This is a genomic window from Vulgatibacter incomptus, assembly GCF_001263175.1.
GTDB lineage: Bacteria > Myxococcota > Myxococcia > Myxococcales > Vulgatibacteraceae > Vulgatibacter > Vulgatibacter incomptus.
On record NZ_CP012332.1, the window covers coordinates 3131652 to 3157046 of the forward strand.

22 protein-coding genes are annotated in these 25395 nt (G+C 69.7%); 7 read left to right on the forward strand and 15 right to left on the reverse strand.

The annotated features are described in order from the left end of the window. Window positions 1-108 precede the first annotated feature (108 nt). Window positions 109-525: an acyl-CoA thioesterase gene (locus AKJ08_RS13010; protein WP_050726460.1), complete on the forward strand. Its 417-nt coding sequence runs from the start codon at window positions 109-111 to the stop codon at window positions 523-525. An 80-nt stretch (window positions 526-605) separates the two neighbouring features. Then, window positions 606-1280 (forward strand): MBL fold metallo-hydrolase, encoded by a 675-nt coding sequence (locus tag AKJ08_RS13015; protein ID WP_050726461.1) that lies wholly within the window; start codon window positions 606-608, stop codon window positions 1278-1280. Here the strand turns inward: AKJ08_RS13015 and AKJ08_RS13020 are convergent. The 4 genes from AKJ08_RS13020 to AKJ08_RS13035 form a co-directional block, all read right to left on the reverse strand. Continuing rightward, complete coding sequence (locus AKJ08_RS13020; RefSeq protein WP_157370664.1) at window positions 1273-2232, reverse strand: hypothetical protein; 960 nt, start codon at window positions 2230-2232, stop codon at window positions 1273-1275. The genes AKJ08_RS13015 and AKJ08_RS13020 overlap by 8 nt on opposite strands. Before the next feature lie 47 nt (window positions 2233-2279). Beyond that, entirely contained in the window at window positions 2280-2882 is a 603-nt protein-coding gene (locus AKJ08_RS13025; RefSeq protein WP_050726463.1) for an RNA polymerase sigma factor, read from the reverse strand. 311 nt (window positions 2883-3193) lie between these two features. Continuing rightward, on the reverse strand, window positions 3194-3427 hold the full coding sequence (infA, locus tag AKJ08_RS13030) for a translation initiation factor IF-1 (protein ID WP_476723236.1): 234 nt from the start codon (window positions 3425-3427) through the stop codon (window positions 3194-3196). A gap of 90 nt (window positions 3428-3517) precedes the next feature. Next, window positions 3518-7270, reverse strand: a complete 3753-nt coding sequence (locus AKJ08_RS13035; protein WP_050726464.1) for a DUF3857 domain-containing protein — start codon at window positions 7268-7270, stop codon at window positions 3518-3520. Window positions 7271-7576: 306 nt separating this feature from the next. Here AKJ08_RS13035 and AKJ08_RS13040 point away from each other — a divergent pair, with 306 nt between their 5' ends. Next, entirely contained in the window at window positions 7577-8668 is a 1092-nt protein-coding gene (locus AKJ08_RS13040; RefSeq protein ID WP_157370665.1) for a hypothetical protein, read from the forward strand. Window positions 8669-8741: 73 nt separating this feature from the next. Here the strand turns inward: AKJ08_RS13040 and AKJ08_RS13045 are convergent, their stop codons facing one another. Next, on the reverse strand, window positions 8742-9458 hold the full coding sequence (locus AKJ08_RS13045; protein WP_050726466.1) for a ComF family protein: 717 nt from the start codon (window positions 9456-9458) through the stop codon (window positions 8742-8744). Between the two features lie 198 nt (window positions 9459-9656). Between AKJ08_RS13045 and AKJ08_RS13050 the strand changes: the two genes are divergently transcribed. Then, on the forward strand, window positions 9657-12719 hold the full coding sequence (locus AKJ08_RS13050; protein ID WP_050726467.1) for a hypothetical protein: 3063 nt from the start codon (window positions 9657-9659) through the stop codon (window positions 12717-12719). 92 nt (window positions 12720-12811) lie between these two features. Here the strand turns inward: AKJ08_RS13050 and gpmI are convergent, their stop codons facing one another. From gpmI to rsfS, 3 genes are all read right to left on the reverse strand, one after another. Further along, window positions 12812-14368 carry a 2,3-bisphosphoglycerate-independent phosphoglycerate mutase gene (gpmI, locus tag AKJ08_RS13055; RefSeq protein WP_050726468.1) on the reverse strand — a complete coding sequence of 519 codons (1557 nt, stop codon included), beginning with the start codon at window positions 14366-14368 and terminating at the stop codon, window positions 12812-12814. A 163-nt stretch (window positions 14369-14531) separates the two neighbouring features. Next, on the reverse strand, window positions 14532-14999 hold the full coding sequence (locus AKJ08_RS13060) for a 23S rRNA (pseudouridine(1915)-N(3))-methyltransferase RlmH (RefSeq protein ID WP_050726469.1): 468 nt from the start codon (window positions 14997-14999) through the stop codon (window positions 14532-14534). Next, entirely contained in the window at window positions 14996-15652 is a 657-nt protein-coding gene (rsfS, locus tag AKJ08_RS18760) for a ribosome silencing factor (RefSeq protein WP_240475331.1), read from the reverse strand. Before rsfS ends, AKJ08_RS13060 begins: the two co-directional genes overlap by 4 nt. Window positions 15653-15798: 146 nt before the next feature. Here rsfS and hflX point away from each other — a divergent pair, with 146 nt between their 5' ends. Next, the gene (gene hflX, locus AKJ08_RS13070; RefSeq protein WP_050726470.1) at window positions 15799-17484 is read left to right on the forward strand and encodes a GTPase HflX; all 1686 of its coding nucleotides are present in this window, start codon (window positions 15799-15801) and stop codon (window positions 17482-17484) included. On the opposite strand, the gene AKJ08_RS13075 is transcribed toward hflX, so the two are convergent. Both AKJ08_RS13075 and AKJ08_RS13080 read right to left on the reverse strand, forming a co-directional pair. Further along, the gene (locus AKJ08_RS13075) at window positions 17481-18338 is read right to left on the reverse strand and encodes a YheT family hydrolase (protein ID WP_240475334.1); all 858 of its coding nucleotides are present in this window, start codon (window positions 18336-18338) and stop codon (window positions 17481-17483) included. The genes hflX and AKJ08_RS13075 overlap by 4 nt on opposite strands. Before the next feature lie 172 nt (window positions 18339-18510). Next, window positions 18511-19515, reverse strand: a complete 1005-nt coding sequence (locus AKJ08_RS13080) for an NAD(P)H-dependent glycerol-3-phosphate dehydrogenase (RefSeq protein ID WP_050726471.1) — start codon at window positions 19513-19515, stop codon at window positions 18511-18513. 163 nt (window positions 19516-19678) lie between these two features. Between AKJ08_RS13080 and AKJ08_RS13085 the strand changes: the two genes are divergently transcribed. Next, window positions 19679-20923, forward strand: coding sequence for a purple acid phosphatase family protein (locus tag AKJ08_RS13085; RefSeq protein ID WP_050726472.1), 1245 nt, complete (start codon window positions 19679-19681; stop codon window positions 20921-20923). Window positions 20924-20926: 3 nt separating this feature from the next. Here AKJ08_RS13085 and AKJ08_RS13090 read toward each other — a convergent pair whose 3' ends face one another. From AKJ08_RS13090 to AKJ08_RS13110, 5 genes are all read right to left on the reverse strand, one after another. Then, a complete protein-coding gene (locus AKJ08_RS13090; RefSeq protein WP_050726473.1) occupies window positions 20927-21457 on the reverse strand; it encodes a hypothetical protein in 531 nt (176 codons plus the stop codon). 103 nt (window positions 21458-21560) lie between these two features. Further along, window positions 21561-21806 (reverse strand): hypothetical protein, encoded by a 246-nt coding sequence (locus tag AKJ08_RS13095; RefSeq protein WP_157370666.1) that lies wholly within the window; start codon window positions 21804-21806, stop codon window positions 21561-21563. Window positions 21807-21932: 126 nt separating this feature from the next. Further along, window positions 21933-22661, reverse strand: coding sequence for a dethiobiotin synthase (bioD, locus tag AKJ08_RS13100; RefSeq protein ID WP_050726475.1), 729 nt, complete (start codon window positions 22659-22661; stop codon window positions 21933-21935). A 72-nt stretch (window positions 22662-22733) separates the two neighbouring features. Continuing rightward, on the reverse strand, window positions 22734-23744 hold the full coding sequence (gene bioB, locus AKJ08_RS13105; protein WP_169788822.1) for a biotin synthase BioB: 1011 nt from the start codon (window positions 23742-23744) through the stop codon (window positions 22734-22736). Window positions 23745-23810: 66 nt separating this feature from the next. Next, window positions 23811-24584, reverse strand: a complete 774-nt coding sequence (locus AKJ08_RS13110) for an SDR family NAD(P)-dependent oxidoreductase (RefSeq protein ID WP_050726477.1) — start codon at window positions 24582-24584, stop codon at window positions 23811-23813. 235 nt (window positions 24585-24819) lie between these two features. Between AKJ08_RS13110 and AKJ08_RS13115 the strand changes: the two genes are divergently transcribed. After that, window positions 24820-25266 (forward strand): DoxX family protein, encoded by a 447-nt coding sequence (locus tag AKJ08_RS13115; protein WP_050726478.1) that lies wholly within the window; start codon window positions 24820-24822, stop codon window positions 25264-25266. The last annotated feature ends 129 nt before the right edge of the window (window positions 25267-25395 follow it).

Below are 25395 nucleotides of genomic sequence, written 5' to 3' on the forward strand. Positions count from 1 at the left end.
CCGCGGGACCGATTTCTTCACACGCTCTGAGACAGGTGTGAGAAAGAAAGCGAAACACGCGACCGCGCTCGCGAGCTCGAGCGCCCATTCCTTCGGGAGCCAATCGAGATGCCTGCGTACGTGAAGCGCCTGACAGTGCGCTTCAACGAGGTCGACGCGGCCGGGATCGTCTTCTACCCCCGGTTCTTCGACTACTTCCACATGACCTTCGAGGACTTCTTCGGCGACGCCACCGGGACGCCATACCCGGTGTGGATCAACGAGAAGCGCATCGGCTGGCCGGCGGTCCACGTGGAGACGGACTTCCTCTCGCCGCTCCGGTACGGCACCACGGTCGAGCTCCACCTCACCTTCCCGCGGGTCAAACGCACCTCCTTCGTGTGCCGCTACGAGGCCCGCGACCCGGAGACGGGGAGGACGCTCTGCACGAGCGAGATCACGGTAGTGACCACCGATCTCGACGAGCTGAAGCCGCTCCCGATCCCGGACGCGGTCCGCGATACCCTCGAGCGTTTCGCGGCGTAGACTGCCGGGCGGGCGCCGCGCCCGCCGCCCGCCCTGCCGCCATCCGAGCGACGCTCGGGCCAGGTGCCCACCTTGGTCTCATGACCGAGCCCACGGCCCATGCGCACAAGATCGTCCGCGTGATCCCCACGGTCCTCCGCTGGCGGGTGCACGACGATCGCATCGGCGGCAGCGAGAGCGACGCCTACGCGGTAGTGAGCCAGGGGCAGGTGACGCTCATCGATCCCCTGCCCGTCGGTGAAGCCGAGCTTCGCCGCCTCGGGCAGATCAAGGGCATCGTGCTCACGGCGGCGAACCACCAGCGCTCGGCGTGGCGATATCGAAAACTCTTCCATGTTCCCGTTTTCGCGCCGGAGGGCCCGGGTGTTTCACCGACCCCGGGCGACCTGGAGGAGGAGCCCGACTACCGCTACACCGCCGGCGAATCACTCCCCGGCGGGCTCACTCCCTTCCACACCCCCGGGCCAACCGAGGCGATGTATGCGCTCTGGCTCGATCGGCCCCGGAGCGTGATCTTCCTCTCGGACGTGCTGACACACGATGGCTCAGGCCAGCCGACCTTCGTGGCCTCCGAATATCAGGACGAACCGGAGCGCACGCGAGCGAGCGTGCGCCGGATCATCGACCACCTTCCGGTGCAGGTGCTCTGCTTCGCCCACGGGCCGCCGATCTGCGACGAAGGCCGCAGCGTCCTCGAGCGGGCCCTCGCATACGACGCGGGCCGTCATCCCGAGATGGCCGTGCCTCCTACTTGAAGGGGTCGTCCTTCGGCGGCGGGTTGATCAGATCCCCCTGCCGCTTGCGGGCCTCGTCCCTCCAGCCGGTCTCGTCGCCCTTGGACTTGCCCAGATAGCGGCCCCAGGCGTCGATCGCTGGCTCCCTCCGCTTCAGGCCCTCGAGGGCGAGCGCGCGGTTGAAGGTCGCCTCGATGAGCGTCTCCTCCTTGTCGAGGGCGGCGGAGAAGGCCATGAGCGCGCCCTCCGGCTCGCCGAGGGAGAGGAGCAGTACGCCGATGTCGTTGTCCCGGCGCCCGTTCTCCTGCAGGACGAGGAGGGACTCCTCCGCCCGCTCCCGATCGCCCCTCTCCCCCCGCCATAGGTAGAGGGACGAGAGCATCTGGAAGGTCTTCGTCGCCTTGTAGTCCCGGGCGAGGCTCCAGCCGATCGCGTCCTCGTAGGCGGGCGGATCCCGATCCTCACCCCGCAGCGGCTCGAAGGTCACGTACGGGAGGGTGGCGAGCGCCGGCCTACCCTCGGCGGCGCGATAGGGCAGCTCGATGTCGGAGGGCAGGATCCCGCGATCGGTCGCGACGAAGGCCACCACGGCCGAGGCGGCGAGGGCGCCGCCCGCGAGGAGCGACGCCACCCTGCGACGACCGCCGCTCCACCTCGGCGTGGGCCTCCGGAGCGGCGAATCCTCGTCGCGGCGCCGAGCCCTCGGAGTGACCGGCGCGCCGACGGCCCGCTCCCGGGCGTCGCCGAGGAGCGCCGACACCAGCGCGGCCGTCGGCTGCCGCTCGAGGACCCGATCGACGAGCGCCCGCTCGGCGTCCGATTCGGGCATGGCGGCAATGGCCAACGCCGAGAGCACGCCACGGCAGCGCTCGCAGCGCGCAGCGTGGAGCTCGACGGCCAGGCGCACCTGTGGCGGCCCATCGCCCGCCCCATAGCGCTCCAGAACGTCATCTGGAATACAGGTCTCGAACACGGTCTCCCCCTCCGATATCCCAGGACGCATCGGCCGCACGGCTCCCTTCAGGAAATCTCGCCGTCGTCGCCGCGGAGCAGATTCCGAACCTTCGCGGTCAGACGGAAGAGGACGGTCTCCACCCCCTTGGTCGAGAGGCCGACCCCCATCGCCTCGATCTCCGGAGCCGTGAGCCCCTCGACGTAATGCGCCTTGAAGATGAGGGAATCTCGGGCCGCGTTCGGCTCCCGGACGGCGCGCCGGAGCGCCTCCGAGACCCGGGCGGCCCCCTGCCACAGGCCGACGCGCTCGTCCGCGCCCAGGCCCGGGTCGACCGGCTCGTCCTCGAGATCGCCCCAATCCACGTGGCTTACCACCTTGCGCACCCGCTTTCGCCTCAGGTGATCGCGTGCGACGTTGGCGGCGGTGGTGCATACGAAGGCGCGGAGCGAGAGCGCCCCCGGATCCCGGAGACGTCGGAGCGCGTCGCAATCGTTCGCCAGTAAACGGACGTAGACCTCTTGCTCGAGGTCCGCGACGCTGGAGGGATCCGAATCGCCCACGATCCGGCCGATGATGCGAACCACCACGGAACGGTGATCCGCCAGGAGCGTCGACCAGGCCGCCTCGTCTCGTCGGGCACACCGCTCGATGAGATCGTCCGTAGACAAGCCAGCCTCGTTGGTCCATCGCTCGAAATGAAAACAACCCAAAAATGCTGGGTCGCTGGGCTACCGGGGTACGGATATGGAGCCGGACGAGGAGAGCGCTTTCGCTCGTCGTCCGGGGCCCGAGTATAGCCGAAGTCGTCCCTCTACGGGGGCGCGACCGTTAACGAATTCGCAATTGCTGAAGCGCCCGAAAGGCAATGGCGTGCCGTGAACCAACCGGCAATCGCCGAAGCGCCCGACAGACGGAGCCGTGCCGCGATCCACCCGGCAATTGCCGGGTGGCCGACTGGCTGGGCCGAGCGTCGACCCGCTTACTTCGTGCGGTAGGTGATGATCCCGTGGGTCGGGTCGTAGGGCGACACGCCGACCTTGACGCGGTCACCGAGGACGATGCGGATGAAGTGCTGCCGCATCTTTCCGCCGACGCGCGCCTGGATCGCCGGCCCCTGATCGAGCTTCACAGTGAAAAGCCCGCCCGGGTGCACGTCGGTGATCACGCCTTCGACTTCGATCAGATCTTCGCGAGCCAGGGGATTCCTCCAAATTCCTCGGCCATCAGCGACCGGTCGGCGGGAAAATGCATGTATCGGCCCCAAACTGCAAGGCTTCAATGCTTTTCGACGCCGACCGCCGCTTCAGCTCTTCCCCGGCTCGGCGACGAGCTTGCGTCCGAGCAGACCGTCCGCCTGGGAGAGGAACGAGCGGAACTCGGAGTAGTCGTCCGGCCCGACCCTCGTCGCCGAGACCTCGATCGTGCCCTCGACCACCACCTGCCCTCCCTCATTCGCGTAGTCGATCCGCACCGAGCCGAAGCGGCTCGCGAGCCGCCCCGCGTCCGGAAGGCTGGTGACGGCGTAGCCCGACGGTAGCGCGACCTCGTAACGGAAGGTCCGGGTCCAGGGATAGCGGAGGACGAGATCGAGCCGCCGGGCAGAGAGAGGCGCGAAGCTCTCCACCAGAACGGCCGCGCTCTTCATCGGAGCAAAAGAGAGGCGCCGCTCTCCCGCCCCTGTCCCCACGTCGGCGAAGGCAGGGATGGCGAGGTCGTAGGCGAGGCGGACGTCCTCTTCCAGTTTGCGCGGATCCGAGAGGTCGAGGCGACCGACCTTCACCCCGGGATACGAGCGCGCCAGGCTCTGCTCGAACGACGCCACGCGCCCGCTGGGCGAAGCGTACGACTGGCGGATGCCCGGCGCGGAGAGGCCCGAGATCGTGCTGGATCCGGTGACGCTGGCCGAGCCGTCGGAGGAGAGCGCGATCCGATGCGACGTGGCCGTGACCGACGACTCCGCGAGGGCCTCGGGCGTCACGCGGAACGCGCTCTTTCCGCCGGGATTCACCACCAGCACCTCCGCCCCGCGGTCCGACTCGGGAAGCTCCCGCGAGCCCGACCACTCGGCGGTCCCGTCCAGGAAGAGATCGAGGGAGGGGACGTAGAGGATCGCGTGGTTGAAGACCGCCAGCGAGGCCGGCTCCCCGCCCATCGCGCCGAGGTGCCGCATGCGGAGGAGCACCAGGCGGGAGTCGATCCCCACGGACTTGAGGAGCGCGTAGGTGAGCGAAGCCTTGTCCTTGCAGTCGCCGAAGCCACGGCGGAGGATCTGCTCGACCTTGTACGGCTTGAAGGAGTGGATGCCGAACTCCAGGCCGACGTAGCGGGTCCGGGTCGCGACGAAGTCGTAGATCGCGCGAACGCGCGACTCCACGTCGCCGGCGGGGATCCCCGCAACGACCTCCCGGGCCGCCTTCTCCACCTCGGGCGTGGGCTCGACCTGATCCTTCACCAGGCCCCACCAGAATCGGGCCACGGACTCCCAGTCGCGGTAGGTCGACACGTGGAGATGGGGCGAGACCTCGGCCCACCCCGGCATCTGCGGCTCCGGAACGAGCTTGGGAACGTCGCGCGCGACCCAGCGGTGGAGGGTCGTCCCGTCACCCCGGGGCTCGTCGGTCCTCGCCGCACCAGGCGCCTGGTTCGCGTAGATCGTCCGACCCGCCGGCATCTCGAGCACGTACTCCCACGACACGGTGGGGACGGTGTCTCCGAGGAAGTCGACGTCGCCGAAGTAGTCGGAGAGCAGGTTGTCGCGGCCCACATCGTCGAGGCGGTAGACGAGCTCCACCACGTCGCCGGGGGCGAGCGAGGGGAAGCCGACGATCGTCGCCCGGGCGTCGTAGTAGAGGCCCGACCACGGCTCGTTGATCGAGCGATCGTTCTCGCTGTGCGCGTCCACGATCGTGCCGTCCGGACGCAGGATCCGGGCCCGCTCGATCTTCAGCTCCTCCCTGCCGGGCGCGTAGCGGATCGGGAAGCTCCTGTATCGATCGACTCCACGGCGGGTGAAGACCTGCACGACGTTCTGGACCGTCCTCGACGCCTGACCGCTCGGGAGCACCCGCACCGCGGACAGATCCACGAGCTTCGCCGCGTCCTCTCCGGGGAACAGCCCTTCGGCCTCGCGCGCGGCCGCGCGCAGATCGTGGAGGAAGGGCTCCGCGAAGCGAGCGTCTCCGGGACGGAGCGATTCCACGAGCTCGCGGAGCCGCGCGTTCTGGGGCTGGGCCTCGAGCGAGCGGGTGAACGCGGCGATCGCCTCGGGCCTGCGCCCGGCCAGGAGCTCCGTCCGGCCCAGGCGCTCGAAGACCGAGCCCTCCTGCGGGCAGAGATCGGCCGCCTTGCCGAAGAGCCGGCGCGCCTCGTCCATGCGGCCGTTGGCGGCGAGGAGGTCCGCCCGCCGGAGCAGCAGCTCCAGATCCGCGGGCCTGAAGCGCGAGAGCGAGGCGAGGAGCTGATCCGCCTCATCCACCGCGCCCCGCTCCACCAGCCCCGAGACCAGCGCCATCGCGGGAGCGAAGCTGGCCGGCCGGTGAGCGAGCACCACGCGCAGGAGCCGGTTCGAATCGCCCATCTGGCCGTCGAGGCGATGGAAGATCGCGCGCCGCTCGAGCAGCAAGGGCTCGCCAGGGAAGCGCTCGATCAGCCGGTCGAGCTCGGCGATGGCGCGGGCCTGCTGGCCGCGCCGATCCAGGGCCTCGACCCAGACGAGCCCCACGCGGAAGTCGTCCGGGGCCTGGTCGAGCCAGGGGCGGATCAGCTCGAGCGCGCGGTGGGGATCGCCCTGGAGGATCCAAAAGGAGGCGAGCGCCGAGTGGGCCTCCGACCGTCCGGGCCTCTCGGCGGCGACGGCCTTCTCGAGGAAGGCGCGGCGCTCGTTGGAGTCGGTCTGGTACTTCGCCGCCAGGAGCTGTGCAGCAACGCCGTCAGGCGCCGCCAGCGCGGCGCGTGCAGCGGCGATCTCGTGGAGCCGCGCGCCGTCGTCGAACGGGCGGCGGGCTCCGAGCACCCGCGCGAGGTCCTCCAGGGCGCGAGGCGTCGGATTCTCGCGGGCGATCCGGTCGAGGTCGTCGACGATGGGGCGGCGGCCGACGATCTTCCGGCCGGCAGCGATCGCCTCGGGCTTCGCCCACTTTCCCGTCGTCGGGGCCGTCGCCTTCAGCCCGCGGATCGGCCTGCCGCCCTCCCCGACCACCCGCAGCTCGAGCTCGAACGGCCCGGACTCCCCGGCGGCGAGCTTGAGCAGGAGCGGGTTCTTCCCCTTCTCGAGGCGGATCGACACCGAGCGCTGATCGAGGCGGGCCGGATGGTAGGCAGGGTCCGCGACGATCGCCCGGCCGTTCAGCCAGGCCTTCGTCGCCCCGGGCGTGCCCAGGTAGAGCGTGGCGGTGGTGGCGGCGGGGACGTCGAGGACGGTCAGGGCATAGACGAGCACCTCGCGGGTGGGCCGCACCGCCTGGTCGAGAGCGATCGTCCCGTCCTTGCCCAGCCCCTCCAGGCTGCGCCAGGAGACCTCCGAGCGAAGGCCGGGATGGGAGCGCGAGAGGTCGAGGAGGAGCTCGGGGCCGTAGGCCTCGTCGTAGCCGCCCTTGTTCTCGTCGTCGAACGGGCCGATCAGCGAGACCGAGGAGATTGACCCGATGGCGGCGAGGTTCGCCTCCGAGCGGGGAAGGCGGCCGCGGCTCCGCTCCACGTCCGCGAGGAGGCGAGTCGCCAGGGCCCGCACCTCGGGCTGCACCCGCCCGGCGCCGGCCACGCGATAGAGGATGTCCGCCGTCCGCTCCAGGGAGCCGGCCTCGGAGGAGAGGGCATCGAGCTCATAAAGGTCCGCCGCCACCCCGGGCTCCGAGAGGCGGCCCTCGATCCGCCGGCGGAGCTCTTCCATCCGCTGCCAGGTGACGTCGCCCCTCCGGGCGTCCGGAACCACCTCAGGACCCGACTCCGCGTCGAGGCGGAGCTCCTGGGCGCGCGCTTCCGGGATGAGGGCAAGGAGGGCGAGGAGCGCGAGGGTCGGGGCGGCAAGCAGGCGCCGGGTGGGCGAAGGGCGGGGCATGGCGTCCGGAAACGGTTGGCGAGCGGGAGGATTCCCACCTGCCCGACGAACGGGCCCCTTCATCCTATACGCGGCGGCGGCGAGCCGGAGCCTTGGAACCGACGAGCGCTGGCGGGAAGCGTCTTGGGTTTCGCGATCGGACGGTCGGTTCGCGAGAACGAACCCTTCGAGTGATCCGAATCCGGGGGAGCATCACATACGACATTCAATACCGGTGTCGTAGCCAAGGGTGGAGGCTTCATGAAACTCACGATGTGGGCTGGATTCGCGGTGCTGTGCATCGCGGCGAATTGCGGTTCGGAAAGCGTGGAAACCGACCCGGCACCGACGGCGACTCTCCAGGTCGACCGTACGACCATCGAATACGGCGAGTCCATTCGGCTGGAGTGGCAGACCCGAAACGCGGACCGGGTCACAATCTCGGACGGGGGGGAGGAGCTTCTCCTCGATACCACGGCGGTGCTCTCGGGCAAGCGCAGCATCTCGCCGTGCGTTACCACCACGTTCGTGCTCACCGCGGAAGGACTGGGGGGGACGGCGACCGCGATTGTGTATGTCGACGTCGAGGCCGCGATCTTCTCGTTTGGCCCCACCTCGACGGAGCCGGTCGTCCCCGGCTCCGAGGTCGAGCTGGCATGGACGACCATGGGCGCCGAGGCGCTCCTCATCACCACGCCCGACGGCGAATCCTATTCCGTTCCCAAGGCGGACCTCGACGTCGGGAAGGCACGGGTGAAAGCAGGGCTGTCGGGCACCTTCACCCTGACCGCGCAACGCGGAAACACCTGGAAAACTAGCGACTTCTCCGTCGGACAAGTCTGGAACTGGGCTCCGGTGATCACCAGCTTCGACGCCGCCTCCCTCGAGTTCGAACCCGGGCGTGTCCGGTTCGTCGACCTCGTCTGGAGCACCGTGGGCGCCAGCTCGGTTTCGCTCTCGCTCGAGCCAGGTGGTCCGGTCGATCTCTCGGGCCGATCGGCCGCCAACGACAGGATCGAAGTCCAGATCTCGCAACCGACGCGGGCCATCTTCTCCGCGACGAACGCGGCAGGCACCGTGAGGCGTGTACTCGCGTTCACGCCCTCCAGCGGACGCGTGGGACCCGTGATCGAGACCTTCAACGCGAACAAGTCCGATTCCACCTACCTGCCCGGCGATCCGATCGGCTTCTCGTGGACCGTACAGGGCGGAACCGCGCTCTACCTCCTGGGTCCGGATGGCCGGCCGGTTTACGAGGCCAACGATCCGGACGGGATCGGTCGATCCGGGTCCACCTTCGTATCCGCCTCAGAAGAGGAAGGCTCCTACGTCTACACGCTCTGGCTGACCAACGGCGTGGGAGAGACGACGACGCGCACGATCGAGGTTCAGGTCGACACGGTCGCTTTCGAAGAGTGACTGGATCTGCGTCCGCCAAGTATATCGGGTTGTGCTTGGCGGACGCAGGTCCTCCTCGGTATCGAAGGCGGGCTCAGCCCGCGCGGGCCACCGAGAGGATCACGACCCTCGACGCCCCTGCCCTAGCCAGCGCCTTCGCCGCCGAGGCAGCGGTCGCACCGGTCGTGACGACGTCGTCCACGAGCGCGACCCGAAGGCCCGATGCCTCAGGGCCGGCCTCGAAGGCGCCCTCGAGGTTGGCGAGACGGTCGACGCGCGAGCTTCCCACCTGACCGGGCGTCTGGCGAACGCGGCGCAGGAGCTCGGGCCGCAGCGGCTTTCGAGCCTCCCTCGCGATCGCCCGGGCCAGCAAGAGCGCCTGATCGTAGCCGCGCTCCGATCGCCTCGACGGGTGCAGGGGAATCGGCGCGACCACGTCGATCTTCTGCAGTCGGCTCGCGCAGGACGTCGCGACGAGCCCTCCGAGAGATGACGCAACCTCTCTGCGGCCCCGATACTTCAAGCGCTGGACGGCCTCCGCTGCGGCGCCCCCGTATGCGAACGCCGAGATCACCTCGCTGAACGCGGGCGGATCGGCTGTGCAGGTGGCGCAGGCCTCGGGAGCGGACCGTCTCGCCCTCCCGCCGACGTCCGAGGGAGGCGGCACCGGCCCGGCACAGCGGCTACAGCGCCACGCAGGCGGGACGTCGAGGCGCGAGGCGCAGGCCCCGCAGAAGATCCCCTCTACCGGCCGCCGCCCGCAGGCGCAGCACCCCTTGGGGAAGAGGAGGTCGAGAAGCGATCGCCACATGGGGGAGGAGCCTAGCCTGTGGCTCCGACATTCGCGGGTAGGGAACGCCTCTTCCCATCGGGAAACGGCCGTGCCCGCCGGAGCGAGCCCGGCGATCTTTTTCGTTTCCGACCCGCCTAGCCGTTTGACAAGCGAGCCGGTCTCCTGGTTTTTGACATTTTGTCCAGCAACTAACAGCCGGACGAAGGAGACTACGAAGTGAAGCGTTCCGGTTCATGGCTGGCACTCGGATTCCTCTGGCTCGCAGCCGCCTGCTCCTCCTCGACCTCCGCCCCGGGACCGCAGCCCGGTGAACAGGTCGAGATCCTCGCCTTCCGGGCATCGCCGACTACAATCGCGGCGGGCCAGGAGGCCATCCTCTCCTGGGAGGTGAAGAACGCCGCCGGGATCGAGATCCGCGCCGGCGAGGCCGTCGTGGCCCAGGGCAATTCCACCGAGGGTACGACCACCGTCGCCCCCGAGGAGACGACCACTTACCGCCTCGTGGCCACGGGACACGATGGCACCTCCGTCGAGCGCGAGACCACGGTCGTCGTGGAGGCGCAGGAGGGACTCCCGACGGTGTCGCTGACGGCCGATCGGGACGCGATCAACTTCGGTGAGTCGGTGCGCCTGCAGTGGCACACCGAGGACGCGACCCACGTGGTGATCCGCGGCCGGGACGGCGTTCTCGTCGATACGACCGACGAGCTCTCCGGTGAGCGGACCGACAGCCCGTCGCTCACCACCGTCTACGAGCTCGAAGCGACGGGCCCTGGCGGAGACGCCGGCGCGTCGGTGAAGGTACGGGTCGACCCGGCGATCGAGAACTTCCACGCGGTGGTCGAAGGGCCGGTGGCCGTGGGCGCCGAGGTCGAAATCGTGTGGACGACCCGGGGCGCCCTGTCCCTCGAGATCACCACGCCCGAAGGCGGAGCCTACGTCGTCCCCGAGGGCGATCGTGAGCAGGGTCGCGCGACGCTGGCCGTCGGCGCATCCGGACGGTTCACCCTCGTCGCCACCCGCGGCGAAGGGGTGAAGGAGGCGGAGCTGACCGTGGAGGTCGGCGACGCTCCGAAGATCGTGGACTTCGCTGCGTCCGCCCCGGCGGTCAACATGGGTGGCGGCTCCCTCACGTTCTCCTGGACCACCGAGCGGGCCACCTCCGTCGCCCTCGCGGTGAACGGCGCGCCCGTGGACCTCGGCTCCCGCTCGCCTGCAGCCGATTCCATCGAGCTCACGCTCCGTGGGGCAGCCACCGTGGTCCTCACCGCGGCGAACGCCGTCGGCACCGTGGACCGGACCCTCGAGATCCCCGAGGTCGCGCTCCCCGTGATCGCGGCCTTCGCCGCGACGCCGGCACGCGTGGGTGCGGGCGAGACCTTCTCGCTGTCCTGGTCCACCACCGGCGCCCACGCCGTGTCGCTCACCCGTGACGGACAGCCCGTCGAAGCGGATCCCGCGGGCACGACGGCCCGGATCGAGCAGCAGCTCGACGCCGACGCCCGCTACACGCTTCGCGCGACGAACCTCGCCGGCACGTTCGTGACCCGGGAGCTCGTCGTCACCGTGGGTGCACCGACGATTCACTCGTTCGAGGCGGATCAGGTGCGCTACCGCCCCGGTGCCCCCGTCGTCCTCTCGTGGAACGTCTCGGGAGGCAGCGAGCTGAAGGTCCTCGATGCGGCCAAGGCCGAGGTCGAGGGCTGCACCGTCACCGAGCCCTCCGGGCTCAAGGCCGGGACCTGCTATTTCGGCGCGCCCGCACGACCCGGAGCCAACGAGTACGAGCTCCAGGTCACCAACGGCGTCGGCCAGACCAGCACGAGGAAGGCGATCGTCGACATCGTCGACGGCCCCGCGATCGAGCGCTTCGTGGCGAGCGCGGTCCGCGCCAGCGTCGGCGACGAGCTGAGCTTCTCGTGGACGATCTCGCCCGACCTCGAGGGCAAGACGCCGGCGCTCCACCTCGCGGACGATCTCGGGAACGACGTCGATCTCTCGGGCGTGGACGTCCTCGAGGGGACGGCGACCCATCGGCTCGGCCACTCCGGCAACCGTACCTTCACGCTCACCGCGTCGACTCCGGACGCCACCGCCACCGCTGCGGTCCAGATCGAGGTCGTGTCGCTTCCCGTGATCGCGAACCTCACGGTGGCGCCCGCGTCGGTCCAGCCGGGCGAGACGATCGCCATCGCCTGGTCGATGAGCGGCGCCTCCTCCGCCGCGATCCATCTGATCGACGGCGGCCAGGATTCCACGATCTACGAGGTCCCCGAGGAGCTGCTCTCGCTGGGCAGCTACCACGTGCCGGCGCCCTCTGGCGCCGGCGAGCGGATCTACCGGCTCGTGGCCGCCAACGACCTGGGCGCCGAGGTGTCTCAGGAGAGGACGGTCGTGGTGGAGCTGCCGCCTTCGATCTTCTCGTTCACGGCGGACCGCATGACGGTCGCCCGCGGCGAGGAGGTCACGCTCGAGTGGCAGGCGACCGGAACTCCCGTGCTGGCTCCGCTCGTCGATACGGCGCCGCGGGAGCTCGGCACCACCTTCGTCGACATCGACGGCACGGGTGAGCTGCTCATGATGCGCTCTTGCGGTCCGGGCGCCTCTGACGCGGACGACGACGGCTGCGCCACGTTCACGTTCCCCAGCGGCTTCGCCTTCCCCTTCGACGGCGCCCTCCGCAACGAGGCACGGGCCGTCGTGAACGGCTTCCTGAGCTTCGACACCGTCACCGCGCCTGGCGCGACCTCGCTCAACCAGCGCGAGCTGCCGAACCGATCCGTCTCCTACGTGCACCTCTCCCCGTTCTGGAGCGACCTCACCCTCGACTCCTACGAGGGCGGCCGGATCCTCCGGGAGCTGCGCCACGGCCCGCAGGGCGATCACCTGGTGATCCAGTGGTCGCACATGTACGACTGGGACGACCTCAGCTACGACTCCGACTTCAACTTCCAGGTCGTGCTCTGGCCGAACGGCGCGTTCGATTTCCGCTACGGAATGATGCGCGGCGACAAGATCTGGGAAGGGAAGGCGGACGGGTACGAAGCGGTCATGGGCTACCAGAACATGGCCGGATCCCGTGGGGCCGTCGTGAAGCCGTACGGCGAGCGCTTCGACTACGACGACGGTCTCGGGGGGAGGAGCTGGCGCTTCCTCGAGGAGAGCCAGGCTCCCAACGGCACCAGGACCGTCACCCTGGATCAGACGACGACCTTCACGCTCTGCGTCGATCCTCCCACCGGCCGGCAGTGTGAGTCGCTGACGATCGAGGTCGAGTAGCGAAAAAAGGGCTCCGTCCCTCGGATCGGGACGGAGCCGCGAATCGAGAGGGCCGCCCCCTTGAGCGACGCTTGGGGGCGGCCCTTTTTCGTTCATCCGCGGACCAGGCCCCTGCCCTTCATCTCGGCAGGCTTGGCCAGGCCCATCACCTGCAGCACCGTGGGCGCCACGTCGGCGAGGATGCCGTCGCCGAGCTTCGCGCCGCGGAAGTCGGAGTCGAGGAGCCAGAAGGGCACTGGCAGCAGCGTGTGCGCCGTGTGGGGCTCACCGGTGACCGGATCCACCATCTGCTCGGCGTTGCCGTGATCGGCGGTGACCATCATCGCCATGCCGACCTTCGCGCACGACCGGTAGAGGCGGCCGAGGCACTCGTCCACCACCTCGATCGCCTTCTTCGTGGGCTCCATCAAGCCCGTGTGGCCGACCATGTCGGGATTGGCGAAGTTGCAGACGATCAGGCCGTACTGCTTGGACTCGACGGCAGCGACCAGCTTGTCCGTCACCTCGCGCGCCGACATCTCCGGCTTCTCGTCGTAGGTCTTCACCTCGCGGGGGCTGGGCACGAGGATCCGCTCCTCGCCAGGGAAGACCACCTCGCGGCCGCCGTTGAAGAAGAACGTCACGTGGGCGTACTTCTCGGTCTCCGCGCAACGGAGCTGCCGCAGGCCCTTCTCGGAGACGAGCTGCGGGAGGATCTCGGCGGGCTGATCGGGTGGGAACGCCACGGGGAGCCCGAAGTCCGCCTTGTACTCCGTCATCGTCGCGAAGAAGGAGAGCTGCGGCCTGGCGCCCCGGTCGACCCCCTCCGGCGCCCGGTCGAAGGCGAGGAGCTGGGTGATCTCGCGGGCCCTGTCCGACCGGAAGTTGAAGAAGAAGACCGAATCGCCGTCGCGGATGAGCCCCACGGGTACCCCGCTCGCGTCCTTGCACACCGAGGGTGAGACGAACTCGTCCGTCTCACCGCGAGCGTATGCTTCCTTCACCCCCTCCACCGGCCCGGCGACGCCGTGGCCGACGCCGCGCACCATCGCCTCGTAGGCGACCATCACGCGATCCCAGCGCTGATCGCGATCCATCGCGAAGTAGCGCCCGATCACCGTGGCCACCTTCGTGTGCGGCGCCTCGCGGTCCAGGAAGCGGACCAGCTCCTCGACGTAGCCGAGGGCGGACTTCGGCGGCGTGTCCCTGCCGTCGAGGAAGGCGTGGACGAAGATCCGCGCCACGCCCTCACGCTCCGCCATGCGGATCGTCGCCTCGAGGTGGGCCTGGAGCGAGTGGACGCCGCCCGGCGAGACGAGGCCCATGAGGTGGAGGGCGCGGCCGTTCTCCTTCGCCTTGCGGATCGCCGCGCAGATCACGGGGTCGCGGTAGAAGGAGCCGTCCTCGATCGCCCGGTTGATGCGCACGAGGTCCTGGTAGACGATCCGCCCCGCGCCGAGGTTGGTGTGTCCCACCTCGGAGTTGCCCATCTGGCCTTCGGGCAGGCCCACGGCGAGACCCGAGGTCTCCAGCTTCGTGTGGGGGAATCGCTCGTCGAAAAAATCCACGTTGGGCGTCGCCGCCTGCAGGATCGCGTTCGCCTCGCGCTCCTTGCGCAGGCCCCAACCGTCCAGCACGCAGAGCAGGACCGGCTTCACCTTGGTCGTCATCGTTCACCTCGGGCGCGAGCGGACGCACGCTCTCCCTCCGCTCGATCGCGGCCGGAATAGCACAAAGCTCCGCATCATCGGCCTTCAGAGCGGCTTCGGCCCAGGCGGCGCGCCCGGATTCCGACGCTGGCTCGCTCGGAAGCGGTGCCGCCAGGGCGACCGGCTACTTGTGGTACGGCTCACCTCGGGCGATGGCGAAGCCGCGGTAGAGCTGCTCCACGAGCACCAGCCGGGCGAGCCTGTGCGCCAGGGTCAGCGGAGAGAGCGCGAGGATGCGATCCGCCCGCGAGCGAACCGCTGCCGAGTGCCCTTCTGCCCCGCCGATGAGGAAGGCGAGGTCGCGGCCCCGGTTCATGGCGTCCTGGACGATCTCGCGCGAGAAGGCCTCGGAGCCCATGAGGTCGCCGCGCTCGTCGAGGACGACCACGCGCTCCGAGTCCTTGAGCCGGGAGAGGAGGGACTGCCCCTCCTCCTCCCGCGCACGCTGCGGATCGATTCCGCCCTTCTTCGACGGCGGGAGCTCGACGAGCTCCACCGGGACGTAGCGGCGGATCCGCTTCAGGTATTCCGCGATGGCCGGCTCGAAGAGGCCCGACTTGTCGGCGCCGATCGAGAGGATCCGGACCTTCATCCCACCGGGATGCGACGGGCCTCGGCCCAGAGGCCTTCCACGTCGTAGAGGGCGCGGGCCTCCTCGTAGAAGACGTGGGCGACCACGTCGCCGAAGTCGAGGAGGATCCAGTGACCGAGGCCGTGGCCCTCCACCCCGATGGGGCGGTGGCCGGCCTTCTTCATCTTCTCCTCGATGGAGTCGGCGATGGCGCCCACCTGGCGGTCGGAGGTGCCGGTCGCGATCACGAAGCAGTCGGCGTAGCCCGTGAGGCCCGTGACGTCGAGGATCACGACGTCCTCGGCCTTCTTGTCGAGGGCCGCCTGGGCGGCGATGTGGGCCGCCGCGAGGGCCGCTTCGGCGCCCTCCTTGGTGACCTCGGACCCAGGCTTCTTCTTCCGAACGGGGGCCTTCGCAGCGGAGGTCTTGGCCGTGGAGGCCTTCGCCCGGGCCGGCGCCTTGGTCCCGGCCGCCGCACGCGTGCGCTTCGCAGGCGCCGTCTTGGACGCCTTGGCGGCAGCGGGCTTCGCGGCCTTGGCCGACGCGGTCTTCGTCGACGCGGCCTTCGTGGTCTTCGAGGCCGCCTTGGCGGGGGCCTTCCGGGTGCTTGCCTTGGCGGCGGCCTTCTTCTCAGGCGCGGCCGCTTCAGGGGAAGTAATCTTGCGAGACGCCAAACCGGCTCCTTGTGAGCGGACGATTCGGAGCCGCTCCGGCGCGAATGTAGCACGGCACCCCGAAAGCATCCGCCCCCGATCTTTGTTGGTATCGATGGGAACGCAGGGCTACATTCCAGCCCGGGTATCCCCAAGGAGAAAGTCCCATTCAGAACGCTTTCGGCAACACCCTTGGCCTCAAGGCCTCCCAGCTCCAGCGGCTCTCCAACACCTACCGGCGCCGGCTCCGCGCGAACGAGGTGGTGAGCCCGGAGCTCGCCCGTCATCTGACCGAGATCTCCCGCGAGACCGGCCGGCAGATCGGCGTGCTCCTCACCCGCAAGGGCGAGGTCGAGCACGTGATCGTCGGTGACGCCCACAAGCTCTTGCTGCCCGACGTGGGCCGCGCCCGCGCCGGCCAGGTGCGCCTCCGTGGCCTGCGCCTGGTCCACACGCACCTGCGCGGCGAGACCCTCACCAAGGACGACCTCACCGACCTCGCGCTCCTGCGCCTCGACCTCGTCTGCGAGATCCAGGCCCTGGACAACGGCCTCCCCGGCGCCGCGCAGGTCGCCCACCTCCTCCCCGAGAACCCCGAAGGGGAGCTCTGGCGGATCACCGACTACCCGAGCGTCCATGAGCTCGACTTCGACTTCGGCGCCGAGATCCGTGCGCTGGAGGAGCAGCTCGCCGGCGCGGCCCGCGCCCGCGTGGTCGGCGACGGCGAGAAGGCCATCCTCGTCGGCCTCTCGGTCGGCCGCGGCAGGGCCACAGCCGAGTCCTCCCTCGCGGAGCTGGCGGAGCTCGCCAACACGGCGGGCGTGCAGGTCCTCGAGAGCATCGTCCAGCTCCGGCGCGAGCACGACCCGAAGTACCTGATCGGCAAGGGCAAGCTCGAGGAGATCGTCCTCAAGAGCATGCAGCTCGGCGCGGACCTCATCGTCTTCGACAAGGACCTCTCGCCGTCCCAGGCTCGGCACATCGCCAAGGAGACCTCGCTCAAGGTCCTCGACCGCACCCAGCTCATCCTCGACATCTTCGCGCAGCGCGCGCAGAGCGCCGAGGGCAAGCTCCAGGTTGAGCTCGCGCAGACGCGCTACCTCATGCCCCGCCTCACCGCCGGCACCGACGCCGGCCTGTCGCGGCTGATGGGTGGAGGCGTCGGCGGCCGCGGCCCCGGCGAGACCAAGCTCGAGATGGACCGGCGGCGGGCCCGCGATCGGATCACCTTCCTCGAGAAGAAGATCGAGGCGCTCTCCTCCAGCCGCGCCGTGAGGCGCAAGGAGCGGAACCGCCGCGGCATCCCTGTGGTCTCCATCGTCGGCTACACCAACGCCGGCAAGTCCACGCTGCTGAACGCCCTCACCCGCTCGGAGGTCCTCGCCGAGGACAAGCTCTTCGCCACGCTGGATCCGACCAGCCGGCGGCTGCGCTTCCCGCGGGATCGCGAGGTGATCATCACCGACACGGTGGGCTTCATCCGAGACCTGCCCAAGGACCTGGTCGCGGCGTTCCGCGCCACCCTCGAGGAGCTCGAGGACGCGGATCTGCTCCTCCACGTGGTCGACGTCGCCGATCCCGAGCGCGACGAGCACATCGCGGCGGTGGACCGCATCCTCGAGTCGCTGGGCCTCGCCCAGACGCCGAAGCTCCTGGTCTTCAACAAGGCCGACAAGCTCGCCCCCGAGGCGAAGGACGGCGGCGCGAAGGTGAACGACGCGATCCTCACCTCCGCGATCACCCGCCGGGGCTTCGACGACCTCCTGGAGAAGGCCGACGCCCTCCTCTGGTCCGAGGGCGCCACCTCCCGCGCCAGCGCCGCCTCCGGCGGCCTGCCGGCGCGGATCGGCTAGACCGTCCGTCGGAAGAAGGCGAGCACCTGCTCCTCCGCCCAGAATTTCGGGCGGAGCAGCGAGCCGGAAACGAAACCGACGTGTCCCCCCGCCCGCGTCACGAGGAGCTCCACCAGCGGGTTCCTCGGCTCGGGCAGGTAGCGGGCCGGCACCATGGGATCATCCTCGGACGACACGCAGAGCGTCGGACGGCGGATCCGGTCGAGGGCCGGCCCCGACGAGCACGCGTCGTAATACGCGCCGGCGCTCGCGAAGCCGTGGAGCGGGGCGGTGGCGGCGTCGTCGAAGGCCACGATCCCGTGGGCCGCTCGGACGGCGTCGGGATCCAGGCTGCCGGGGAAGCACCGCGCCTTCTCGAGGGCCTTCTCCCTCAGCGATCGCAGGAAGATCCAGCGGTAGAGGCTGGCGAGCCCGGAGGCCCGATCGATGGCCTGGGCGCAGCCCGCCAGATCGAAGGGCACGCTGACGGCAGCGGCGGCTTTCAGCGGCGCCGAGTCGCCCAGCTCCGCCAGCAGCCGGAGCATCACGTTCCCCCCCAGAGAGAACCCCACGCCGAAGATCGTGCGCCTCCCTTCCGCGCGGAGCCTCTCGAGCACCAGCCGGGCGTCGCCGATGTCGCCCGAGTGGTACATCCGCGGCAGCCGGTTGGGCTCGCCGCTGCACGAGCGGAAGTTGAGCGCCACAGCGCCCCAGCACTCGCGCTCCGCGCCGCGCACGATCGCCGCCACGTAGCCCGCGCGGGACGAGCCCTCGAGGCCGTGGAGGATCACCACGCACGGCGCCGTGGGCGGCGACGGCAGGACGTCCAGGTCCAGGAAGTCCCCGTCCTCGAGCTCCCAGCGCTCGCGGCGCATCGGCGGCGTCCTCGCGGAGCGCACGAGCGACGCGAAGATCGTCTGGGCGTGCGGGCCGCTGAGGCCCTTGGCAGGCTGGAACGGTTCGGTGGGCTGGAACTCGGTTGGCTTGGAGAAGTCGTGTGCCGTAGGAAATCCGGATTCGTCGAGGGGCGCCCTCGGGGCGCCGGGATCAATAACGGAACTCGGGCTTCAGCGCGCGGGCCATGAGCTCCGCCGCCGCCCGCTTCGGATCCTTCCCCTCGTGGATGATCGCGTAGACCTGATCCGTGATGGGCACTTCCACTCCGAGTCCGTGGGCCAGCTCGCGGGCGGAGCGCACCGTGTTCACGCCTTCCGCCACCTGCCCCAGCTCCCCGAGGATCTCCTGGAGGCTGCGGCCGCGGCCGAGCTCGACCCCTACCCTCCGGTTTCGCGAGAGCTCGCCGGTACAGGTGAGCACCAGATCGCCGAGGCCCGAGAGCCCGGAGAGGGTGATCGGGTTCGCGCCGCGGGCCACCGCCACACGGGCCATCTCCGCGAGGCCGCGGGTGATCAGGGCGGCCCTGGCGTTGTTGCCGAAGCCCAGGCCGTCGACGATGCCGCTCCCGATGGCGATCACGTTCTTGAGCGCGCCGCCGAGCTGCACGCCCACCACGTCCGTCGAGGTGTAGCAGCGGAAGGTCGGCGCGGTGAACGCCTCCTGCACCACCACCGCGTTCCGCTGCCAGTGCGCCGCCACCGTGACGAGGGTGGGCGACCCCGCTGCGACCTCACGGGCGAACGACGGCCCGGAGAGCACGGCCAGGTAGGGATGGAACGGCGGAGGCAGGACGCTCTCCAGGACCTCGGTCGGCAGGAGACGCGTGCCCTCCTCGATGCCCTTGGAGACGGTGACGATCGGGACCCCGGTCGGGATCAGCGGCGCGGCCTCCTGGAAGACGCTCCGCGCCACCTGCGAGGGCGTGGCGGCCACCACCATCTCGGCGCCCTCGAGCGCTCGCCTCAAATCGTCTACGGGAGTGACGGAGCTGGGAATCTCGATCCCCGGCAGGTAGCGGCGATTCTCCCGCAGCTCGCCGATCGCGCGGCAGAGCTCGGGCTCGCGCACCCAGAGCCGGACATCGATTCCCTTGCCGCCGAGAACGACTGCAAGGCTGGTCCCGAATCCTCCGGCACCGATGATCGCCGCGCGCATGCTTCCTTCCGAACGGGTCGCCCGTGCTGGTCCAACGCGGAAGGTACGGCCCGAACGCGGAAGGGTCAACGCGGAGGAGCGCCCTCACTTTCTGCTGCAGGCACTTTGCGTGAGGCCGCAGCCCATGGACAGCTCGAGTTTCGTTCGCCACGGGCGCCTCTCCATGGCCGTCCTGCTCGCAATCGCCCTGCTGGGCTGCAGCTCGGATCCTCCGGGGGCCCGCCTTCCCTACGTGCAGCAGACCAGCTCCAGCGGCACGGTGATCGCATGGCGAACCCTGGACGCCGGCGCCAGCGAGGTCGCATTCGGCACCGATCCCGCCCACATGAATCGGACGGCGAGCGATCCCGCGGAGGTCCGTCATCATCGGGTCCGCATCGCAAATCTCACACCTAGCACTCGCTACTATTACAAAGTCACGAGCTCGGACGACCGGGTCGCCACCCAGCACTGGTTCCGCACCGCCCCTCCCCCCGGCGCGAGGGAGCCCTTCCGGATCTGGGTGCTGGGCGATTCCGGAAACGGGAAAGCCCCCCAGCGGAGCGTGCGCGACGCCATGTTGACGGTCGCCGCCGGCCGGCGCCCCGATCTCGTCGTCCACGTGGGTGACCTCGCATACCCGGCCGGCACGGAGGCCGAGCTCGACCGCGGCGTCTTCGACCCCTACGAGTCCGTGCTCTCGACCACGCCGTTCTGGCCCACCCTGGGGAACCACGAGGCGCAGAGCGTCAGCGGCACCTCGGGCCCGTACTTCGACGCCTTCGCGGTCCCGACCAACGGCGAGGCCGGCGGCGAGCCCTCTGGCACGCCGTCCTGGTACTCGTTCGATTGGGGGAACGCGCACTTCGCGGTCCTCGACTCCTCGAACTCCTCACGGCGGCCCGGGAGCCCGATGCTCACCTGGCTCGAGCGCGATCTCTCGGCGTCCACGGCGGACTGGAAGCTCGCGGTCTTCCACCACCCGCCCTACTCCTCGACCAACGACGCCGGCGCGGACCCCGAGAACCAGTTCGAGATGCGCCGCTACGTGGTGCCGATCCTCGAGGCGGCCGGAGTCGACATCGTGCTCAACGGGCACTCGCACCTCTACGAGCGGACCTACCTCGTGAACGGCGCCACCTCCGCCGACGCGGATCCCGCCCGCTTCCGGATGGCGGTCGAGGATCCCGTGACACACGAGATTTGGAAGGAGTCGGGGCCCAACAAGGGCACCCTCTACCTCGTCGCGGGACACGGTGGCGCCGATCTCGACTGGGTGGCGCCAGGCTATCCGATGATCGCCTTCGCCGAGGCCGCACACGGATCGTGCCTCGTCGACGTGGACGGCCTCTCGATCACCGTGAGGAACGTGCGCATCGACGGCGTGGTGAGCGATACCTTCACGCTCAAGAAGCCGCCGCCTCCCTGAGGCTCAGCGCGCCTTCTCGCGGAGGAAGCGATCGACGCCGCGCGCCACCTCCTGCACGTTGTCCTGGATCTGCTTCACGAGGAAGCGCTCGATCGCGGGCCCGATCGTCCCGGCGAGGAGCCGCGGAACGCCGGGGATCTTCGCGGCGGCCACGTCGATCCGACCGCCGATGCGAATGGTGCACCGGCCCGGCCCGGCCTCGACGAAGACGTTCCGGCCTCGCGAATCGACCGCCTCGCTGAAGGAGTGGGACTCGCTCCGCCACGTGCACGAGAAGTCCGACGAATTCCACTCCGCGTAGTCGGTCCAGGAGAGCATCGACTCGGAGAGGAACGCCCGCACCGCGGCAGGGATCTCGCCGCCGCCGTGCCAGACGTTCACGATCTCGACGCGATCGCCCGTCTCCTTGCGGCTCTTCACGTCAATCCCGCGGACGTTGGGCAGATAGGGGAGGAGCCGCGTGAGCTCGTCGCGATAGACGCGAAAGACCTCGTCACGGGGCTGGGAGATGGTGGCTTCGGCGGAGAGCTCCATGCAGCGAGACTAGCGCAAGCGCTGCCGCCGGCGGTCCGAAACCGCCGCCCATGCTTCCCGCCCCGAAAGGGCCGGCGATACGAGAGGTTTGCTGCAGAGTCTTTCAGTAGCCCACGCGGACCATGGCCTCGGCGACCAGCGCGATGAGCCGCCGCCGCACCATGCGCAGGGAGGCGTCCGCGCGCTGCGACCGCGAAGCGCCGCTCCGCCGCCGGGCGACCTCGATCACCACTGCACATCGCTGCTCGGAGAGGGCGAACGGGAAGGCACCGGTCTTTTCGAGGAAGTACCCCAGGCCACGGCGCTGGAGGATCTCGTCGGTGGCCTGAATCGCGGCCCGATGAAGCATCAGATCGATGATTTCAGCCAAAGCAATGACCTTCTTGGGCGCCTCGTGGAGGGCCGCCCGACGTGCGAGCTCGAAGTGGGATGGTCGTTCTCGGGTCCCCTGTACCGGCCCGAGTCGAGGAGCACGCTAAGCGAGGAGCGATGCCGGATCCAGTTTTCGTCCCGCCATCCGCTCGTCCAGCCATGCGGATAGAAAATCGATCCGTTCGGCGTCGGAACCACCCTTGGCGAAGGGGAGCGACGCGAGTACGGGCGCGCCGGTGAGCCTCTCGATCGCCTTCGCGTTCTCGGCGGCGGCGCCCTCGTCCTCCAGGCGGCCGGCGCTGAGGATCACGCCCTTGACGGGGATCCGTCGCGCCGCGAGGGCCTCCAGCGTCAGCGCCGTGTGGTTGATCGTCCCGAGCGACGCTCGAGCCACGACGATCACGGGGAGCGAGAGCCGCGCCGCCAGGTCGGCCATCGTGGTGAAGGCGGGATCGAGGGGCACCAGCAGACCGCCGGCGCCCTCGACGACGACGCCGTCCGCGTGGCGATCGCCGAGCGCCCGGAGGCAGCGCTCGACCTCGGCCGGATCGATCGCCACGCCCTCGCGCGCTGCGGCGATCCCCGGCGCGAGCGGCGCCTCCAGGCGGTAGGGACAGACCAGCTCGAGTGGATCGCCGCCGCCGGCAGCGGCCTGGAGGAGCCGAGCGTCCGCGGGAACGAGGCGACCTGCGGCGTCGCGCGGGCAGCCGCTCTCGGCGGGCTTCATCGCGCCGACGTCGAGACCGCGGCGGCGCATCGCCGTGACCAGCGAGCACGCGACGGCGGTCTTGCCGACGCCGGTGTCGGTCGCGGTGACGAAGAGGCCTCTCATTCCTTCATCCGGGCAATCGACCCGCCCGCGGCTGCGCCAGGAGGCAGGACGATCCCGCCTCGCAGTCGCGGATCAGGCGATCTGCAGGTGGACGTGCTTGTCCTCGTGCCGATCGCAGCTCGCCTCGTTGGGCGCCAGCGGCTCGATGCCGGCCTTCGCCAGGAGGGCCATGTCGGCGGCGTACTCCGGGTTGCCGGTGGTGAGCAGCTTCTCGCCGAAGAAGATCGAGTTCGCGCCGGCCATCATGCAGAGGAGCTGCGCCTCCTCGTTCATCTGGTTCCGGCCGGCGGAGAGCCGGACCATGGACTGCGGCATGAGGATCCGGGCGGTGGCGATCATCCGCACCATCTCGATCGTCTCCACCCGCGCCTGCCCTGCGAGGGGCGTCCCCTCCACCGCGACGAGCGCGTTGACGGGCACCGACTCCGGATGGATCTCCTGGTTCGCCAGCGTCATCAGCATGCCGCAGCGCGCCTCGACGGGCTCGCCCATGCCGATGATGCCGCCGCAGCACACGCTGATCCCCGCCTTGCGGACGTTGCCGAGGGTGCGGAGGCGATCGTCGTAGGTCCGGGTGGTGATGATCTTGTCGTAGTGATCTTCGGAGGTGTCGAGGTTGTGGTTGTACGCCGACAGCCCCGCCGACTTGAGGCGCTTGGCCTGCTCCTCGTTGAGCATGCCGAGGGTGGCGCAGGCCTCCATGCCGAGGTCGCGCACGCCGCGGACCATGTCGAGGATCCGGTCGAAGTGCTCGTTGTCCCGGACCTCGCGCCAGGCGGCGCCCATGCAGAAGCGGGTCGCGCCCGCGTCGCGGGCCTGGCGCGCCTTGGACAGCACCTCGTCCACGGGCATCAGCTTCTCGGCCTGCACGCCCGTGTTGTAACGCGCCGCCTGCGGGCAGTAGGCGCAGTCCTCGGAGCAGCCGCCGGTCTTGATCGACAGCAGCGAGCAGAGCTGGACCTTGTTGTCGCCGAAGAACGCCCGGTGGACGGTCTGGGCTCGGTAGACCAGCTCGAACAGCGGGAGGTCGTGGATCGCGCGGATCTCCTCCACGGTCCAGTCGTGACGAATCTCGTGAGCCACCGTTCCTCCTGGAAAATGCCGCGCTGGCCGTACCACGCTGGCCCCGGCCGCGCAATTGCCGATGGTCTAACTCCGATGGAAGGCCATCGTCCCCGCCTGCGCGGTCGGGAAGAGCACGAGCTCCTCGATGTCGACGTGCGGCGGGCGGGTGATCGCGAAGACGATCGCCTCCGCGACGTCTTCCGGCGTCAGGGGCTCGTACCCCTTGTAGACGGCCTTGGCGCGATCCGAGTCGCCGCGGAAACGGACCACGCTGAACTCCGTCTCCGCCGCCCCGGGCTCGACGGTGCAGACCCGCACGCCGGTGCCGAGGAGCTCGTGCCGAAGGGACTTCGAGAGCGCACGCACGCCCGCCTTGGTCGCGCAGTAGACCGCGCCGCCGGGGTAGGGCTCGAGGCCGGCCACCGAGCCGAGCTGCACGATGGTGCCGCCCTTGCGCGCGATCATGCCGGGCAGGAAGAGCCGGGTGATCCGCAGGAGCCCGAGGAGGTTCGTGTCGATCATCTCCCGCCAGTCGCCCTCGCTGGCGTCCACGACGCGATCGTTTCCACGGGCGAGGCCGGCGTTGTTCACGAGGATCTCGACCTCGCCCTGCATCGCGGCGCCCTCGGCGAAGGCCGCGCAGCTCGCGGGATCCGTCACGTCCAGGGGCGCGATCGTGACCTCGGCGCCACCGTGCCGTTCGACGATCGCCCGTCGGACCTCTTCGAGCTTCTCGAGGCGCCGCGCCCCCAGGAAGAGCCGCGCTCCCCTACCCGCCAGCTCCATCGCCGTGGCGGCGCCGATCCCCGCCGAACCGCCGGTGATCACCGCGAGCCTACCCTTCAAATCCATCGCCATCCGCGTCTCCGAGCGTGTGAACGCTCCTCTTTTCGTTTGCTCCGCCTTCGGCTCCGCTGGAGCGCCAGACCACCCGTAGGGGAGGCCTGACACGCCGGGCACCATTCCGTGCCGCCCGTTCTGCCGGTTTTTAGCCGGGCGAGCGAGCGCCCGCAGCCCCGATCGGCGTCTGTCCACTTATTGGCATTTGCCTCAAAGTCTTGATACTTCCTTCACTTCTCTCGAAGGAGCCCCGGTGAGCGCCACCACGATCTCCCCGCGAAGCATCGGCTGGGCCGTACTCCGTATCGCCGTCGGTGCGATGTTCGTCACGCACGGCTACGCAAAGATCTTCGGCGTGACCCCCGACGGCACGCCGCAGATGGGCCAGTTCCTCCTCCAGGTGTCTGCGCTGGGCTTGCCCTTCCCGGAGGCCCTGGCCTGGATCGCCGCCCTCTCCGAGCTCGTCGGAGGGTCGCTCGTGGTGATCGGCCTCTTCACCCGCCCCGCCGCGCTCTTCGCGCTCGGGACGATGGTCGGCGCGCTCCACCACCACCGGGCCGACGCCTTCCCGCAGATGGAGAAGGCCCTCCTCTTCCTGGTGGTCTTCCTCGTGCTGCTCATCGGCGGCTCCGGCCCCTTCTCATTCGACGCCGCCAAGCGGGCGAAGAAGGAGAAGCTCTCGCTCTCGATCTTCCGGTAGGGCGCCCGTAGGAGCGCGGCAGAGCCTCGAGCCGCCCGGTTGGGCGCCGGTTTCCTCCTGGCGACACGCCCCGGGTCCCTGTTCCGAGCCTCGATGTCGGACCCCTGAGGTAGGTTGCGCCGACCGCGG

Bases quoted from the DNA above. Each gene is read 5' to 3' on its own strand.
- AKJ08_RS13010 (WP_050726460.1), top strand. From the start codon at position 109: ATGCCTGCGTACGTGAAGCGCCTGACAGTGCGCTTCAACGAGGTCGAC.
- AKJ08_RS13015 (WP_050726461.1), top strand. From the start codon at position 606: ATGACCGAGCCCACGGCCCATGCGCACAAGATCGTCCGCGTGATCCCC.
- AKJ08_RS13035 (WP_050726464.1), bottom strand. From the start codon at position 7,270: ATGCCCCGCCCTTCGCCCACCCGGCGCCTGCTTGCCGCCCCGACCCTC.
- AKJ08_RS13045 (WP_050726466.1), bottom strand. From the start codon at position 9,458: ATGTGGCGATCGCTTCTCGACCTCCTCTTCCCCAAGGGGTGCTGCGCC.
- gpmI (WP_050726468.1), bottom strand. From the start codon at position 14,368: ATGACGACCAAGGTGAAGCCGGTCCTGCTCTGCGTGCTGGACGGTTGG.
- AKJ08_RS13060 (WP_050726469.1), bottom strand. From the start codon at position 14,999: ATGAAGGTCCGGATCCTCTCGATCGGCGCCGACAAGTCGGGCCTCTTC.
- AKJ08_RS13075 (WP_240475334.1), bottom strand. From the start codon at position 18,338: ATGCGCCGCGAGCGCTGGGAGCTCGAGGACGGGGACTTCCTGGACCTG.
- AKJ08_RS13080 (WP_050726471.1), bottom strand. From the start codon at position 19,515: ATGCGCGCGGCGATCATCGGTGCCGGAGGATTCGGGACCAGCCTTGCA.
- AKJ08_RS13085 (WP_050726472.1), top strand. From the start codon at position 19,679: ATGGCCGTCCTGCTCGCAATCGCCCTGCTGGGCTGCAGCTCGGATCCT.
- AKJ08_RS13090 (WP_050726473.1), bottom strand. From the start codon at position 21,457: ATGGAGCTCTCCGCCGAAGCCACCATCTCCCAGCCCCGTGACGAGGTC.
- AKJ08_RS13095 (WP_157370666.1), bottom strand. From the start codon at position 21,806: ATGCTTCATCGGGCCGCGATTCAGGCCACCGACGAGATCCTCCAGCGC.
- bioD (WP_050726475.1), bottom strand. From the start codon at position 22,661: ATGAGAGGCCTCTTCGTCACCGCGACCGACACCGGCGTCGGCAAGACC.
- AKJ08_RS13110 (WP_050726477.1), bottom strand. From the start codon at position 24,584: ATGGCGATGGATTTGAAGGGTAGGCTCGCGGTGATCACCGGCGGTTCG.